The 16,216-nt window shown below is 60.3% G+C and carries 15 protein-coding genes and 1 pseudogene; 3 read left to right on the forward strand and 13 right to left on the reverse strand.

From position 1 onward, the window contains the following. Nucleotides 1–129 precede the first annotated feature (129 nt). Complete coding sequence (locus AGR1_RS17325; RefSeq protein ID WP_077985031.1) at nucleotides 130–1,002, reverse strand: bifunctional helix-turn-helix domain-containing protein/methylated-DNA--[protein]-cysteine S-methyltransferase; 873 nt, start codon at nucleotides 1,000–1,002, stop codon at nucleotides 130–132. 94 nt (nucleotides 1,003–1,096) lie between these two features. Further along, entirely contained in the window at nucleotides 1,097–1,579 is a 483-nt protein-coding gene (locus AGR1_RS17330) for a DUF2244 domain-containing protein (protein WP_003523126.1), read from the reverse strand. Nucleotides 1,580–1,616: 37 nt separating this feature from the next. Here AGR1_RS17330 and nth point away from each other — a divergent pair, with 37 nt between their 5' ends. Then, nucleotides 1,617–2,399, forward strand: coding sequence for an endonuclease III (nth, locus tag AGR1_RS17335; RefSeq protein ID WP_149147681.1), 783 nt, complete (start codon nucleotides 1,617–1,619; stop codon nucleotides 2,397–2,399). Here the strand turns inward: nth and AGR1_RS17340 are convergent. Continuing rightward, the gene (locus tag AGR1_RS17340) at nucleotides 2,361–3,098 is read right to left on the reverse strand and encodes a sulfate transporter family protein (RefSeq protein WP_149147682.1); all 738 of its coding nucleotides are present in this window, start codon (nucleotides 3,096–3,098) and stop codon (nucleotides 2,361–2,363) included. The genes nth and AGR1_RS17340 overlap by 39 nt on opposite strands. A gap of 299 nt (nucleotides 3,099–3,397) precedes the next feature. On the opposite strand from AGR1_RS17340, the gene AGR1_RS17345 reads away from it, so the two are divergent. Then, the gene (locus tag AGR1_RS17345; protein ID WP_149147683.1) at nucleotides 3,398–4,231 is read left to right on the forward strand and encodes a MurR/RpiR family transcriptional regulator; all 834 of its coding nucleotides are present in this window, start codon (nucleotides 3,398–3,400) and stop codon (nucleotides 4,229–4,231) included. Nucleotides 4,232–4,443: 212 nt separating this feature from the next. On the opposite strand, the gene AGR1_RS17350 is transcribed toward AGR1_RS17345, so the two are convergent. The 10 genes and pseudogenes from AGR1_RS17350 to AGR1_RS17395 form a co-directional block, all read right to left on the reverse strand. Next, the gene (locus tag AGR1_RS17350) at nucleotides 4,444–6,018 is read right to left on the reverse strand and encodes an FGGY-family carbohydrate kinase (RefSeq protein ID WP_187772245.1); all 1,575 of its coding nucleotides are present in this window, start codon (nucleotides 6,016–6,018) and stop codon (nucleotides 4,444–4,446) included. Nucleotides 6,019–6,078: 60 nt separating this feature from the next. Continuing rightward, entirely contained in the window at nucleotides 6,079–6,798 is a 720-nt protein-coding gene (locus tag AGR1_RS17355) for an HAD family hydrolase (RefSeq protein ID WP_149148009.1), read from the reverse strand. A gap of 7 nt (nucleotides 6,799–6,805) precedes the next feature. Then, nucleotides 6,806–8,290, reverse strand: coding sequence for a mannitol dehydrogenase family protein (locus AGR1_RS17360; RefSeq protein WP_149147685.1), 1,485 nt, complete (start codon nucleotides 8,288–8,290; stop codon nucleotides 6,806–6,808). Nucleotides 8,291–8,351: 61 nt separating this feature from the next. Continuing rightward, nucleotides 8,352–9,128, reverse strand: coding sequence for an L-iditol 2-dehydrogenase (locus AGR1_RS17365; RefSeq protein ID WP_149147686.1), 777 nt, complete (start codon nucleotides 9,126–9,128; stop codon nucleotides 8,352–8,354). Next, nucleotides 9,125–10,123: an ABC transporter ATP-binding protein gene (locus AGR1_RS17370; protein WP_149147687.1), complete on the reverse strand. Its 999-nt coding sequence runs from the start codon at nucleotides 10,121–10,123 to the stop codon at nucleotides 9,125–9,127. Before AGR1_RS17370 ends, AGR1_RS17365 begins: the two co-directional genes overlap by 4 nt. A gap of 12 nt (nucleotides 10,124–10,135) precedes the next feature. Beyond that, nucleotides 10,136–10,960: a carbohydrate ABC transporter permease gene (locus AGR1_RS17375; protein ID WP_003525171.1), complete on the reverse strand. Its 825-nt coding sequence runs from the start codon at nucleotides 10,958–10,960 to the stop codon at nucleotides 10,136–10,138. A 12-nt stretch (nucleotides 10,961–10,972) separates the two neighbouring features. Continuing rightward, a complete protein-coding gene (locus AGR1_RS17380) occupies nucleotides 10,973–11,845 on the reverse strand; it encodes a sugar ABC transporter permease (protein ID WP_149147688.1) in 873 nt (290 codons plus the stop codon). A gap of 173 nt (nucleotides 11,846–12,018) precedes the next feature. Then, nucleotides 12,019–13,332: a sugar ABC transporter substrate-binding protein gene (locus AGR1_RS17385; RefSeq protein WP_080795763.1), complete on the reverse strand. Its 1,314-nt coding sequence runs from the start codon at nucleotides 13,330–13,332 to the stop codon at nucleotides 12,019–12,021. A gap of 144 nt (nucleotides 13,333–13,476) precedes the next feature. Beyond that, nucleotides 13,477–14,430 carry a sugar-binding transcriptional regulator gene (locus AGR1_RS17390; protein WP_080795761.1) on the reverse strand — a complete coding sequence of 318 codons (954 nt, stop codon included), beginning with the start codon at nucleotides 14,428–14,430 and terminating at the stop codon, nucleotides 13,477–13,479. 156 nt (nucleotides 14,431–14,586) lie between these two features. Then, a pseudogene (locus AGR1_RS17395) lies at nucleotides 14,587–14,956 on the reverse strand (transposase); the annotation flags it as partial. A 257-nt stretch (nucleotides 14,957–15,213) separates the two neighbouring features. Here AGR1_RS17395 and AGR1_RS17400 point away from each other — a divergent pair. Then, a complete protein-coding gene (locus AGR1_RS17400) occupies nucleotides 15,214–16,053 on the forward strand; it encodes a transporter substrate-binding domain-containing protein (protein WP_080795754.1) in 840 nt (279 codons plus the stop codon). The last annotated feature ends 163 nt before the right edge of the window (nucleotides 16,054–16,216 follow it).

The raw sequence follows: 16,216 nt of genomic DNA on the forward strand, positions 1-16,216 counted from the left end.
GCCCTCATTCCTGCGCTTGTCACAGGAATCCAGTCGGTGCGCGTCTGCGCGACGGGAAGAGTCTTTTCAACCCAAGGACTTGGGTTGGCTGGATCCCTGTGACAAGCAGAGGGATGAGGGAGACCGGCGTCACACCTTCCCCGTTTCCCAGCCGAGCATAGCCCGCTTCCGGGTCAGGCCCCAGTGATACCCCGTCAGAGCCCCGCTTTTGCCGACGGCACGGTGGCAGGGGACAACGAAGGAGACCGGGTTGGCGCCAACGGCCGCACCGACCGCACGCGATGCGGTGGGCTGGCCGATATCACAGGCGATGTGCGAATAGGTAACCGCGCGGCCCATCGGGATTTTCAGGAGGCTTTCCCATACCCGCACCTGAAAATCCGTGCCGAGCAGCACAACACGCAACGGCCTGTCCGCCGACCACATGGACGGATCGAAGATGCGCGCGGCGTAGGGCGCGGTCGCTTCGCGATCCTCAACATAGCCCGCATTCGGCCAGCGGCCGGCCATATCCTCGAAACAGGCCCTTTCCTCACCCGGATCGGCAAAGGCGCAACCGGCAAGGCCACGATCTGTCACCATGACCAGCGCAAGGCCGAAGGGCGAAGTGTGGAAACCGTAACGGATCGTCAGCCCGCCGCCCTTCGCCTTCCATTCGCCGGGCGACATGGCCTCATGGGTGACGAACAGATCGTGCAGGCGCCCCGGTCCCGACATGCCGACCTCGATGGAGGTTTCCAGCAGCGGCAGGTCCTCCTCGCGCAACAGCCGCTTGGCATGATCGAGCGTTACGGCCTGCAGAAAAGCCTTGGGCGAAAGGCCGGCCCAGCGGGTGAAGGTCTTTTGCAGTTGCGTCGGCGACTGGCCGAGCTCTGCGGCAATGGCTTCAAGGGAGGGCTGCTCGCGATAATCCAGCGTCAAAAGCTCGATAACCCCGCGCACCGTGTCGTAGTCGGATCCGATGGGGGTAATGTCTTCGTTCAACGTAATATTGGCGTTCATCGCAAATCTCCTAACGGGTAAGAGAAAACCATTAAAGCGACTTCGTCTCCACCCGTTTCTTGCGCGGTATCACGATACGCAAGGAATGTTCGTTTCACATCCGCCGCCGCACAGTCGCCAGCGCACCGCCGAAAGCCTTGGCGAAGCTTTCACGGTCATCGGGATTGAGAAACGAACCGATATCGGTCGCCCGGCCTTCACCCGTCACATGCATGGAGACGATGCCAATCTCGTCATGCCGCCTGACCCTGAAGCGCGCCCAGAAGGGGTTGAAGCGATGCTCCACCATACGCCCGGCCGGCGAAAATTTGCGGATCGACAGGCTGGTGCGCGAAACGCTGACCTCTTCCCGCGCCTTCGCAGCCCGGTAATTGGCGCGGAAGGCGGCATAAAGCAGCAGAAAATCCAGCCCGAAGAACAGGCCGACGGGCCATGCCCCGGTGGCGAGGAAAAAGCCGCCATAGACAAGGCAGGCCAAACCGGAGAAAAGCAGGAGCAGCCGGAAACCCCTTCTGCCAAGCGAACGGTGCGGAACGAGTTCCGCCGCGAAAATCGGCTGGTCGTTGAGCGTATCCACGTTGCTTTCCTTTGGGCGGGCTGGCTATAAATAGTCCATGACAGTCGCCAAAAAACGATCCAGCACCCAAACATTGAAAAAGTCAAATCCGGCATCCACGCGCAAGCCGGCACGGGTGAAAACGATCTATTCGAAGGACGAACTGACCGAAATCTTCCGCCGTTTTTCCATTCAGCGGCCGGAGCCGAAAGGCGAGCTGGAACACACCAATCCCTTCACCCTGCTGGTGGCCGTGGCGCTCTCAGCGCAGGCGACCGACGTGGGTGTGAACCGTGCCACCCGGGCGCTGTTCAAGGTGGCCGATACGCCGGAAAAAATGCTGGCGCTCGGCGAGGAAGAACTGATCGGCCATATCAAGACCATCGGGCTTTACCGCAACAAGGCGAAAAACGTCATTGCCCTGTCGCAGATGCTGATCGACAATTTCGGCGGCGAGGTGCCGAAAACCCGCGAGGAGCTGGTCACCCTGCCGGGCGTCGGGCGCAAGACGGCAAATGTGGTGATGTCGATGGCCTTCGGTGTGCCCACGCTTGCGGTGGACACGCATGTGTTCCGCATTGCCAACCGGCTCTGTCTTGCGCCGGGCAAAACCCCCGACGAGGTTGAAGACCGGCTGATCCGCATCATTCCCGAACAATATCTTTTCCATGCCCATCACTGGCTGATCCTGCACGGGCGTTATTGCTGCAAGGCGCGCAAGCCGGAATGCGAACGCTGCGTGATCGCCGATATCTGTAAATCGCCGGAAAAGACCTTCGACATTCCAGCGCCGCTGGTGGAGTTACCCGCGCAGCTGTTCGGTGCGGCCGGCGGCGAATGAGGGGTCGCGCCGGCTGACGGCCTTGTGCAGATGTACCATCATTGAGGCGGCAAAAAGCGGCGTCAGCAGATTGAGGAACGGCACCGCCAGAAAGGCCGCTATCACCAGCCCGGCCATGAAGACGGTGGCGCGGTGTTTTGAACGAAACAACCTCGCTTCTGCGGGCGAGCGGAAACGCATCGCCGCGAACTCGAAGAATTCCCGGCCGAGCAGGTAGCCGTTCACCAGGAAAAACGCGATGAGATTGACACCCGGCACCAGAAGCAGCAACAGCGCGACGAGGTTGCCGGCAATGACGACACCAAAGAACTTGATGGACGACAGAACGGCCTCGCCGACCGGCATCGCCTTGCCCGACGGATCGTTCGGATAGTTCTTGTTCTCAACCACTTCGGCGACATCGTCGAGAAACAGACCGGCAATGACGGCGGTGACCGGCGAAATGAGCAGCGCCAGCGCCAGCGCCAGCCCGATGCCGGCGAAAATGGCGAAAACGAAGGTCAGCCAGCCCGCCCAGTCCGGCACGCCTGGGATCAGCGTATCCACCCACGGCAAGGCGAAATAAATGAAGATGGAGCGTATGGCGAACCACAGCGCCGCAAGCACAAGAAGCGTGAGCCCCAGAACCTTCCAGAATACCGACCGGGTTTCGGCGGCAAAGAGATTGTGGAAGGCAAGCCTCGCCGCATCAAAAATCATCTGGAACTCCTCGACGCCTTTGGCGCTGAAACACACTTACAAGACGAGAGATAGGCGCTGCCCATCCGCTCTGCAAGACGGACGGAAAGATGCCAAATGGCCGGATCTAAACCGCAGATGGAATTTCTCTTGAATAAAAGGTATCTCTAAAATATAATAATATACCTATTACATTTCGCATTCCGGTCCGGTGGAGGACAAGGCCGGGAAGACCTATCCCCCACCGTCAAGTCGCGGTTCGCACGCTCATTTGCGCGCGCGCATGCATCATCGTTCAATAAAGATAAAAGAATGAGGCGTTGGTGGAAAAGCTGCTGTTGAACCTTACGCGCGCCATGAAGGCAGGCACCCCTTCGGAGCGCAAGATCGCCAAATATCTGATCGAGCATCTCGACGAATTGCCGTTCGAGACGGCGCAGACGCTGGCCGCCAAGCTCAGCCTCAGTCCGATGACGGTCGGTCGTTTCCTGCGCTCGCTGGGATACCGGCAATTCAGTGATATCCGCGCCGATCTGCGCCATGCCGAAGAAACGGCCGGCGCGGACCAACCCGCCATGTCCGAGGGCGGCGAACGCCATTCCAACCCGTTTTCACAGCTTCTGTCGCAGCAGATTCAGGCCATCCAGACGGCCTTCGACATGACCACCCAATCGATCTGGCGGATCGCCATGAACGAGATCGCCACGGCCGGCGATGTTTTTCTGGCAACCTCTCCGGAAGGTCTCGATGCCGGACGTCATTTCTACGGGCGGCTTCTGGAGAGCCGGGGCCATATCCATTATCTCGGCAGTGACAGCGCGGCCTATGTCGCCCTTTGGGATTTCGACCCCGCGCAGGCGCTGCTCGTCATCATGGATTGCGGTGGCGCCCTGTCGCCGCTGCAACGCCTGTCGGCAATGGCGCGCAAGAGCGGCTACAGGACATTGCTGATCACTACGCGCTTTTATGAATGGGGACCGGAAAGCGCCGATCTCTGCCTTGCCATGCCGCAGGCGCAAAATGGCGGCCAGGGCCTGCTGCAACTTGTCTCCCTGCTGGAATTCACCCTTTGTGCGCTCAGCGCCAGCGCCGATGACCGCAGCAGGGCAAGGGCAAAGAACCTCACCGCCCTGAAACGCTCGCTGCGCGGTTGATTGCGGCTAGCAGCAGCGGCAGCATACGGATCGAGCGGTTGCCGCTCATTTCTTCTCCCCGCCGGGGAGAAGTCCGCGGCAGTGGGATGAGGGGGCTAGAGTGCGTTCTATCGCTGGCGTTCCCTCTCATCCGACCCTTCGGGCCACTTTCTCCCTGGCAGGGAGAAGAAATGAGCGGCACCCGTCAACGCCTGTCATTCGCCTTCAGAAAATCAAAGGCTTTCCAGTTCCTGACGATGCCGATACATGGCGAGAAAACGACGATAATCCCGCTCATAACGGGGGCCACGCGCCGGATTACCTGATATTTCAGCATTGCCCGGATACATGGCGGCCCCTGCCGCCGCAAGGCTTGCATGCACCCCGCCAGCCGTCGCCGCCGTCATCGCCGTGCCGAGAAGTACCGCATCGGCGGTGGCGGGAACCACGATACGCTTGCCCGTCACATCGGCATAAAGCTCCATCAGCAGCGGGTTCTTCACATGCCCGCCGGTAACGTGCAGGCTTTCCACCGCATAACCGAAACGCTCCATGGCGTCGAGCACATGGCGGGCGCCGAGCGCGATGGCGACGGCCGTGCGCCAGTAAAGACGGCAGAGACTGTCGAAAGAGGTATCCAAAGTCAGTCCGCTGATGACGCCGACGGCATGCGGATCGGCAAGCGGCGAGCGGTTACCGTGGAAATCCGGCAGGACGTGCAGCCGCTCGGCAAAGGCCTCGCCCTCAAGCGCGCGCAATTCCGTTACCCGCGCAACGATGCGGGCATGCAGCGCCGTATCCGGCTCACCACCTGCCGCATGCATGCGCACGATATGATCGAGCAACGCGCCGGTGGCCGATTGCCCACCCTCCACCAGCCAGTGCCCGGGCAGGATCGCCTGCCAATAGGGGCCCCAGAGGCTGTGGCCCGGCATCTGCCGCTCCGACATAGCCACAAGGCAGCTCGATGTACCGGCGATCAGCGCCACATGCCGGCCCACATCCGCAGACAGGCACCCGCCCAGCGCACCAAGCGCGCCCGCATAGGCGTCGATCATGCCCGCCGCCGCCATGCAGCCGGTATCGAGTCCGAGTTCGGCGGCAGCTTCGGGCGAAAGCGGGCCGATGCTTTCCCCCGGCATTACCGTGGTTTCGGGTAGCCCTGCCCGCTCTCTCAAATCGGCAAGGCCCGCCAGTTCAAGATAATCCGCCTGCCAGCCGGGATTTTCCTGCGCCAGAAAATTCCACTTCGCGGTCTGCGTGCAATTTGAGCGCTGCGCTGAACCGGTCGCCTTCCACGTCAAAAAATCCGCCAGATCGAAAGCGAAGCACATGCGCGACCAGCTTGCCGGCATGTGCGTCTTCAGCCACATCAGCTTCGGCATCTGCATTTCCGGCGAGACGCTGTCGCCGGCGAAATCCAGCACCCGGTGGCCGGATGCTGTCAGCCGGTCGGCCTCGCCAATCGCCCGGTGATCGAGCCAGACGATAGTGTCGAACCGGTCTTCACCGGTGACGGAAACCGAAACCGGCTTGCCACGCCCATCGCGGATGACCAGCGAGCAGGTGGCGTCGAAACCGATGGCGGCGATGCTTTGCGGTGAAACCCCGGCCTCGGCAAGCGCCGCCCTCACCACGACGCAGACCGCTTTCCATATGTCGGTGGAATCGTGCTCGGCGTGGTTTTCCTGCGGCCTCTGCATCAGGATCGGATGGGTGGCGCGGGCAAGCAGCCGGCCCGCCGGATCAAAAATGCCGGCCCGGGCGCTGGCGGTGCCGACATCGACAGCGACGAGATTTTGACGCATCAAGACTGCAGTTCCATCCCTTGCGCAACGACCCGGCGACGGCGGCAGGCAAAATCTGCTTCAGCCCGCATCACGTTCCATTTGGCCGTCAAAACCACCCTTCCCCACATAGCTTGCGACAAGTTGAACCAAATCCGGCATCGCGTCAAACACCACATTCGCCCCAAGCCCGGCGATCTTTTCACGGAATGCGGGAAAGCGCGCATGCGAACCGCCGGTAAAGGCAAAAACGCCCATGCCCGCCGCCTTTGCGGCGGCAATGCCGGCCGGGCTGTCCTCAATCACGATGCAGTGACGCGGCTCTACGCCCATTTCGCGCGCCGCATGCAGGAAGAGGTCGGGCGCCGGCTTGCCGTTCTTCACCATCGTGGCGCTGAAGACATGGGGTTCGAATTTGTCGATCAGCCCGGTCAGCCCCAGCGAATAACGGATGCGCTCCGGCTGGCTTGAGGAAGCCACGCAACGCCGCAGCGGCAGGAGCCTATCCAGCGTCTCGCCAATGCCGCCAATCGGCCGAAGCTCGGTGCGGAAACGCTCGAACAGCGTCGCCCGCATATGGTCGAGAAAATCGATGTCCGTCTCGACACCGTAATCCTCAAACAGCGTCGCCGTCATGCTGGCGACGCTGCGGCCGAGAAAGCGCTCATAGGCCTCTTCCTCCCCCATCGCCACGCCGAGATGGGAGAGCATGTCGAGAAGGACCGAGATGGAGACCGGCTCGCTGTCGACGAGAACGCCGTCGCAGTCGAAAATCAAAAGGGGCCCGGTCTCTTCTTCCATTTCGCGGTCACTCTTCAGCCAGCTTGTCATCCAGATAAAGCTTCAAGGTCTTCGCCGTGCCGTCTTGCCATAGCGTCTTCAGTGCATGGGCAAAGCGTTTACGGAAAAGCTCCGATTCGGCAACCTCACCGAAAATATCGTCGAACACGAGAAAGGCCATCGGATCATCCTTGGCCTTGATCGCCGCCGCATGAAGGCGCTCGGCGCTGGAATCGTTGAAGGCGATTTCCTTGCCGCTGTCGGAGGTGCCCTGGAAATAACGGCACCACAGCGCCGAAACCAGCGAAAGGCCGACGATATCCTCGCCGCGCGCCAGCCGGTCGGCGGTGGATGGCAGAATGAATTTCGGCTGGCGGTTGGAGCCGTCCTGCGCCAGACGCGGAATGGTGTCGCCGATCTTCGGATTAAGGAACCGCCGTTCGATCAGCGCGAAATAATCGGCGAGATTTGTATCGGGGACCGGCGGAATAACAGGAATGATCTCTTCATTTTCAAGCTTCGCCAGAAAGGCCCGGATCAGCGGATGTTCCATGGCCTCATGCACGAAATGAATATCGAGCAGCGCGGCCGGATAGGCGATTGCCGCGTGGCCGCCATTAAGAATGCGGATTTTCATGTGCTCATAGGGCGCGACATCCTTCACGAACTGCACGCCGACCTTTTCCAGCGCCGGGCGACCGGCGGGGAAATTATCCTCCATCACCCATTGCTTGAACTCTTCGCAGAAGACAGGCCAATTGTCCTCGATGCCGAAATCGTCGCGGGCGATATTGCGTTCGCGCTCGCCGGTGGCTGGTGTGATGCGGTCGACCATGGAATTGGGGAAAGCGACGTTTTCGCCGATCCAGTTGGCAAAGGCCGGATCGGAGAGAGCCGCAAGCCCGACCACCGCATTTTTCGTCACCTTGCCATTATGCGGAATGTTGTCGCAGGACATGACGGTGAAGGGTTGCAGCCCGTTGTCACGCCGCGCCTTCAACCCGGCGACGATGAGGCCGAACACGGTTTTCGGCGAAGCCGGGTTCCTGCCATCCTCAGCAATGACCGGGTGCTGCGGGTTGAAGGAGCCGGAAGCATCGATGAAATAACCGCCCTCGGTAATCGTCATCGAGACGATGCGGATTTTCGGGTCGGCGAGCGTGTCGATGATGGTCTTCGTATCGCCGACCTTCAGAATGTCGATCATCGGTCCGGTGACGCGCGCGCCGGTGCGGTTATTGTCCTGCTCCACCACCGTGGTCAGAAAGTCCTGCGCGGCAAGTTTCTCGCGCATCACCGCATCAGACGGTAGAACCCCCGCGCCGATGATGGCGAAGTCGTGATCCGCACCCGTGTTGAACAGGTCATCCAGATAAACTGCCTGATGGGCGCGATGGAAATTGCCGACACCGAAATGCATGATGCCGGCGGACAGATCGGCCCGGGAATAGGCCGGAACCGTCGCGGTTTTTCTGGCGTCGTCAAGCGTTGCGAGGGAGAGTTTGCATGTCATGTCACGATCCTCGAAGGGGAAACGTTGTTCGTGCCAAGGCCGGGCGACGGGCGCCCGATACTCAGCTCATCCAGTTGCCGCCATCGACATTATAGGTCTGGGCGACGATGTATTCGGCCTCATCGGAGGCAAGGAAGATCGCCATGCCGGTCAGGTCTTCGGCACGACCCATGCGGCCGAAGGGCACGGCCTCCCCGACCAGCCGCTTCTTTTCACCGGCGGGGCGGTTTTCATATTTCGCAAACAGCGCATCCACGCCGTCCCAGTGCTCGCCATCGACCACGCCCGGCGCAATCGCATTGACATTGATGCCGTGCCTGATGAGATCGAGCCCAGCCGATTGGGTGAGGCTGATGACGGCGGCCTTGGTGGCGCAATAAACCGCCACCAAGGCTTCGCCGCGCCGGCCCGCCTGGCTTGCCATGTTGATGATCTTGCCGCCTTTTCCCCGAGCGATCATTGTTTTTGCGGCGGCCTGCATCATGAACAGCGTGCCGGACACGTTGATCGAAAACAGTCTTTCGTAGCTCTCGCGTTTGATCTCGACGATCGGTGCAAGGTCGAAGAGCGCGGCATTGTTGATGAGGATATCGAGTCCACCGGTCTGGCCCTCCACCGCGCGAATGGCAGTGTCGATGGAATGCTGCTTGGTTACATCCAGTTCGACAGCATAGGCCTTCTCGCCGATCTCGCGGGCGGTCTTGCTGGCGCGCTCGAAATCGATATCGGCAATGGCGACGGTCGCCCCCTCGCGTATATAGGTCTCAGCAAAGGCGCGGCCGATGCCGCGGGCCGAGCCGGTGATCAGCGCGGATTTGCCTTCCAGTCTTCCCGTCATATCGCCCGTCCCTTATCATCGAACCTGTGAATCTTGGTCTCATCGGGGGTAATGAAGACGGTATCGCCATGCCTGCATTCGAACTCGCCATCGGTTCTGGCGGTGATGGGTCCGATGCCCTGGACGTCGAGATGCAGGAAGGTATCGGAGCCGAGATGTTCGGCGACGGTTACCTTGCCCTGCCACAGACCGGCCTCTTTTGACAGCGCCAGATGCTCCGGCCGCACCCCGGCGGTGGTGGCATTCTTGCTGCGGGCATAGTCGCCGGTAATGAGGTTCATGCGCGGCGAGCCGATGAAGCCGGCGACGAAGAGGTTGGCGGGGGAGCGGTAAAGCTCCATTGGCGAGCCGACCTGCTCGATATTGCCGCGGTTGAGGACCACGATCTTGTCGGCCATGGTCATGGCTTCCACCTGGTCGTGGGTGACGTAGATCATCGTCGTCTTTAACGTGTTGTGCAGCTCGGAGATTTCCAGCCGCATGGTGCCGCGCAGCGCCGCATCGAGGTTGGAGAGCGGCTCGTCGAACAGGAAGGCCTTCGGTTCGCGCACGATGGCGCGGCCGATGGCCACACGCTGGCGCTGGCCGCCGGACAGCTGTGAGGGCCGGCGTTCGAGATAATCGGTGAGGTTGAGAATGCGGGCGGCATCCTCGACCTTCTTGTCGATGACGGCCTTGTCGAGCTTGGCCATCTTCAGCGGGAAGGCGATGTTGTTCCTGACACTCATATGCGGGTAAAGCGCATAGGACTGGAACACCATGGCAAGGCCGCGTTCGGCCGGCGCCTTTTCGGTGGCGTCCTTGCCGTCGATGACGATCTTGCCGCCGGAGACGTCCTCCAGCCCGGCGATGAGGCGCAACAGCGTGGACTTGCCGCAGCCGGAGGGACCGACGAAGACGACGAACTCGCCGTCATGGATATCGAGATCGATCGACGGGATGACTTTCGCCTCGCCGAAGAGCTTGGACACGGTCTGAAGGGAAATGCTGCCCATGTTTGTCGTTCCTTATTTCACGGCGCCAAAGGTCAGGCCACGCACGAGTTGTTTCTGCGAGAACCAGCCGATGACGAGAATGGGGGCGATCGCCATCATCGAGGCGGCCGAAAGTTTTGCCCAGAACAGCCCCTGCGGCGAGGAAAAAGAGGCGATGAAGGCCGTCAGCGGGGCCGCATTTGTGGTCGTCAACCGGATCGTCCAGAAGGATTCGTTCCAGGCGAGGATGACGTTGAGCAGCAGCGTCGAGGCAATGCCGGGCACCGCCATTGGCGTTAGCACATGCACGATCTCGTTCCACAAGGATGCGCCATCCATGCGCGCGGCTTCCAGGATCTCGCCGGGGATTTCGCGGAAGTAAGTGTAGAGCATCCAGATGACGATCGGCAGGTTGATGAAAGTGAGCATGATGGTGAGCCCGATGCGGGTATCGAGCAGGCCGGCATTGCGGAAGATCAGATAGATCGGCACCAAGACGGCGACAGCCGGCATCATCTTGGTGGAGAGCATCCACATCAATATGTCCTTGGTGCGCTTGGTCGGCGAAAACGCCATGGCCCAGGCGGCAGGAATGGCGATGATGAGCGCGATGATCGTCGAGCCGAGCGACAGCACCACCGAGTTCATGAACGGCTTGAAGTAATCGCGCTGGGTCTGCACCGTCACGTAATTCTCAAGCGTGCCCGAGGGAATAAGGCTGAAGCCTGCGATCGCTTCCGGCTCGGTCTTGATGGATGTGAGGAAGGCATAGAGGATCGGGAAGAACAGCAAAAGCGCCACGGCCCATGCCGCGATGGAAAAGCCGATCTTTGCGCGAGTGGTTGTCTTGCGGGCCATGATGTTTCCCCTTTACCGGTCGAGGTTCTTGCCGACGGCGCGCATCAGGAAGATGGCGACGATATTGGCGAGGATGACGGCGATGATGCCGCCGGCCGAAGCGCCGCCGACGTCGTAGCCCAGACGCGCCGTGCGATAGATGAGGAAGGCAAGGTTGGTGGAGGCGTAACCCGGGCCGCCATTGGTGGTGACGAGGATTTCCGCGTAAACGCCGAGCAGGAAGATCGTCTGGATCCGGATGACGCCGGTGATGGCGCGCGACAGGTGCGGCAGGGTCAGATAGATGAAACGGTTGACGAAATTGGCGCCATCCATCTCGGCCGCTTCCTTCTGCTCGCCATCAAGCGACTGCAGGGCGGTCAAGAGAATGAGCGTCGCGAACGGCAGCCATTGCCAGGCGACGATGATGACGATGGAAAGCAGCGGAAACTGCGCGAACCAGTCCACCGGCTGGAAACCGAGGAAGCGGGCAAGGTCGGCCAGCACGCCGTAGCCGGGATGCATGATCATGTTCTTCCACACCAATGCTGCCACCGGCGGCATGACAAAGAAGGGCGAAATGATCATGATGCGCACGATGCCCTGACCGAAAATGTCATTGTCGAGCAGAAGCGCAATGGCGATGCCGCCAACCACCGTGATCAAAAGCACCCCGCCGACGATCAGCAGCGTGTTCCAGATCGACTGGAAGAAGGCCGGGTCGGTATAGAAATACTGGTAATTGAACAGGCCGGCAAAGCTGACATTGGCCGGGTTGAGGAGATTGTAGTTCTGGAACGAGAACCACAGGGTCATCGCCAGAGGCACGATCATCCACACCAGCAACAACAGCACCGACGGCGCAAGCATTACCCGCGCAAGTCCGCTCGTGTTTCGGGTTGCCATTGCACTCACCTCCCCTTGGGCCTGGGCGTCTCGACATGCGCCCGGCATATCCGGAAGAACCGGCTCATTCTTGTTTTGATGTGAAAGGCTTAAACGCCGCCGTACAGACCGCGGCCTCCGATCCCCAAGGTTCGCTGCCCGGCGTTGACGCCGGACAGCGATCTTCAGGAGGATTACTTGATGTAGCCGGCGCGGGTCATTTCACGCGTCGCAGTCGACTGGGCGCTCGCAAGCGCATCATCGACGCTAGACTGGCCGGCAACAACCGCCGAGAACAGCTGACCGACCGTGGTGCCAAGCGCCTGGAATTCAGGGATCGCCACGAACTGGCCGCCGGTATAAGGCACGGGCTTTACAGTCGGCTTGGTAATGTCGGCGGCGTCCATCGCGGCAAGCGTCGGCTTGGCGAAGGCGGCGGCCTTTTCATACTCGGCGTTCTTGTAAAGCGAGGTGCGGGTGCCCGGAGGCACGTTTGCCCAGCCTTCCTTCGAAGCGACGAGCTGGGTATATTCCTTGCTGGTTGCCCAGGAGATGAACTTTTCAGCCGCTTCCGACTTCTGCGAGCTCTTCGGGATCGCCAGGTTCCACGACCACAACCAGTTACCGTGGTTCTTCAGCTCGCCATGCGTCGGGAACAACGCATAACCGACCTTGTCGGCAACGGTCGAATCCTTCGGGTTGGACACGAAGGAGGCGGCTACCGTGGCGTCAATCCACATGCCGCATTTGCCCTGCTGGAACAGTGTCAGGTTTTCGTTGAAGCCGTTGGAGGAGGCACCGGACGGGCCGGCATCCTTCATCAGATCCACGTAGAACTGCAGGGAGCTCTTCCATTCCGGCTGGTCGAACTGCGGCTTCCAGTTTTCATCGAACCAGCGGCCGCCGAAGGAGTTGTTGAGCGCGCTGATGAAGGCCATGTTTTCGCCCCAGCCGGCCTTGCCGCGCAGGCAGATGCCGTTGATATCGGCCTTGCGGTCGGTGATCTTGCGGGCGGCGTCGCCGATGAATTCCCAGGTCGGGTTTTCAGGCATCTTGAGGCCTGCTTTTTCGAACAGGTCCTTGCGATACATGATCATGGCGGATTCGCCATAGAAGGGCGCAGCGTAGAGTTTGCCGTCCATGGACAGACCGCCCCGGATCGCCGGCAGCAGATCGTCGACGTCATATTTGTCGCCGAGCTTTTCGAGCGGCAGCAGCCAGCCCTGCTTGGCCCAGATCGGCACTTCGTAGTTGCCGATGGTCATGATGTCATATTGACCGCCGTTTGTGGCGATATCGGTCGTCACGCGCTCGCGCAGGACGTTTTCTTCAAGCGTCACCCATTCGACCTTGATGTCAGGGTTCTTGGTGGTGAAGTCCGAGGTCAGACCCTGCATGCGGATCATGTCGCCGTTGTTCACGGTCGCGATGGTCAGCGTCTCGGCGGAAGCGAGGGTCGAAAAGGCGAGTGCCGAGCATGCGCCCAGCAAAATGGTCTTCAATGTCATATCTTCCTCCCAGAAGAAAAATGATGAGCATTCGCTTTGCTCTAGGGCATTTACTCACTTCACAAGTAAAAATGTCAAGCAACATCCTATGCTGCGACGCACATGGAAAAACCAAGTCATTGATTTTATGTATTTAATTTTTGCTCAATGAGTGAGCAAATATTCGCCGGTAGCCTCATCGGTGATGAGGCCATTCAGCAGACCGCCCCTCAGCGCCGCCAGAATCGAAGCGTTCTTGCGTGCGCCCTGCGCCATGCCGATGACGGTGCAGGTTTCTCTCGAAGGAATGGGAACAGAGGCGACGCGCTCGTTGACGGCGTGCTCGAGAATGCGGCCATTGGCATCATACATCCAGCCGCAAATCTCTCCGATCGCCCCGCTCGCCATCAGGGCCTTCATCTCATCCACGCCAAGGAAACCATCCACGCAGAGCGGTGCGTTCTCGCCGAGTTCACCGACACCGACGAAGGTGACATTGGCCGCGGACCCCAGCGCCAGCGTGGAGCGCACCATGGACTGGTCGTGCAGCAATTCACGCTCTTCCGCCGAGGAACACAGAACCGGCAGCGGCATCGGAAAATGCCGGGCCTTGATGGCGTCCGCCATGCTGAAGATGACGTTATAATAGGCGGCCGAGCCATCCGGCCCGATATTGCCCGTCAGCGACACGATACGGTGCTGCGGGCATTCCATCGGCGGCAGCTGGTCGACAGCGGCCTTCAAGGTGCGGCCGGTGCCGATGGCGAGCACGATGGGATCGGCATTTTTCAGCCAGCGCTCGATTTCCGCCGCCCCGGCCTCGGCAATGCCGACAGTCGAGGAGACCCCGGCCGGATCGCTCGGCACCACCTCAATATATTTGAGGTCGAATTTCTTCTTCAGCCGTTCGGCTTTTTCGAGACAGGCGGCGATGGGGTGATCGAGCCGGACCTTGATCAGCCGCTCGGCGACGGCAAGCGACACAAGCCGCTGCGCCGATTGCCGGGAAATGCCCATGGCAGCAGCGATCTCATCCTGCGTGCGGCCGGCGACATAATAAAGCCAGCCGGCGCGGGCCGCATCGTCCAGCCGTCCATGTGCGTCGTTTCGTCTGGCCATGCCGCCGCCCTTTGAGAATTATGCTTGCGCATTTGCTGGCATTTTTTTGCATCGGCTGTCAAACGGGGGATGAGGAAGAGAGGTGCAGTGAGCTGAAAATGATTGGCACGCCGGTACGGCGCGTTTCCTCTCCCCGGCGGGCACGTTGCAATATCCAGCGGCGGCATCGAAGTCGTCATTGCGGCCTCTGGGCGGCTCGGCCGCCGTCGTCTCGATGGTCGTCACATCCAGCATCGCGCCGCGCTGCAGGATCGGGCCGGCGGCGTCAAGCTGCCAGCCGAGTTCGCCAAACAACCTCTCCAGCAGACCTTCGACGATCGGCAGGTTGCGGAAACGGCACGCCCTGGAATGCTCGGAATGACCTCTTGCAGTGCAAGGCCGATGAAACGCTTGAACGACAGCCGGTCGCCTAACGCCTCCTCAAGCTCCATATCGGAAAACCCATAAAGCGACAGCAAAAGCAGCGCCTTGAACATCACCACCGGCTGATATTCTCATCACGAAAACACGACAGAAGCTTCTCGAACTGCCGCGGAGAAGGCGAAAGCCGTAATCGCTCGCTTACAAGGGCGATACGGTCCATATGCTGCGCCAGATTTACTCTCCCGCTCCCTCTGACGGACGAAGAACAGGGTTCTACAATTCCAAACTATTAGGATATTTTTTCCCTCTAAAAGATTTATTGGAACCGGGTTTTATTCATACTATTTTTCACGCAATGCCAATTCTCGCTCTCGGCGGGCGCCTCCTGTAGTTTCCCACGACAATCAAAAGGAAATGCCCATGGCCCTCTCTTTCTCCAGATTTACCGCAAAACTGATCGCCGGAGCCGTCGTCATCGCTTCGATGGCCACAGCAGCCCATGCGGATGCGACGCTCGACCGGATCAAGGGTCGCGGCAAGCTCACCGTCGGCGTCATCCTCTCCGGCGCGCCCTTCGGCTTCATCGACCCGAAGACGCAGGAGCAGAAAGGTCTCAACATCGACGTCGCCAAGGCTCTGGCCGCCGGCCTCGGTGTTGAACTGGTCACCGAAACCGTGACCCCACCCAACCGTGTTCAGTTCCTGCAGCAGGGCAAGGTCGATATTCTGATCGCCAACATGCAATACACGGAAGAACGCGCCAAAACGCTGGGCTACGTGCCTACCCCCTATGACCGCCAAGGCGGCGCCGCTATCGGCCGCAAGGACAGTGGCATCAAGGACTGGCCGGACCTGAAGGGTAAAATTGCCTGCGTTTCGCAAGGCTCGAACTACACCCAACCGCTGATCGAACAATATGGCGCGCAGGTAAAGGCGCTGCCGAGCCAACCGGAATCGCTGCTGGCGCTCAAGGGCGGCAATTGCGACGTCTCAGTTCACGTTAACGGCACGCTGAGCCTCATGCTTCAGGACCGCGCCGATGAGTGGAAAGATTACGGCATCCTGATCCCCACCGACCTCATCCCTTCCGATTCCGTGATCTGGCTGCGCAAGGGTGAGGCTGACACACAGGCCGCTCTCGACAAGATCGTCAAGGACCTGCACGCTTCCGGCAAGATGCTCGAATTCGCCAAGGCCAACCGTCTGCCGAGCATCGGTTATATGGAAGAGCAGCAGAAGAAGCTTTCGGCCGCGCAATAAACGGCCAGACGGTCTTGGCTGTCCCGTCGCCTCCAGATGACGGAGGGCGTTTACGCTAACCCTCAAGAACGGCCGGTTTCGCCTGTCGTTCTTTTTCGCTCTACAACACGGCACGCCATTTCGGCGCCGCTCGCGAGGCGGCGCCCGCAATAAAAGCATGGAT

This window comes from Agrobacterium sp. B1(2019) (assembly GCF_008274755.1).
GTDB lineage: Bacteria > Pseudomonadota > Alphaproteobacteria > Rhizobiales > Rhizobiaceae > Agrobacterium > Agrobacterium salinitolerans.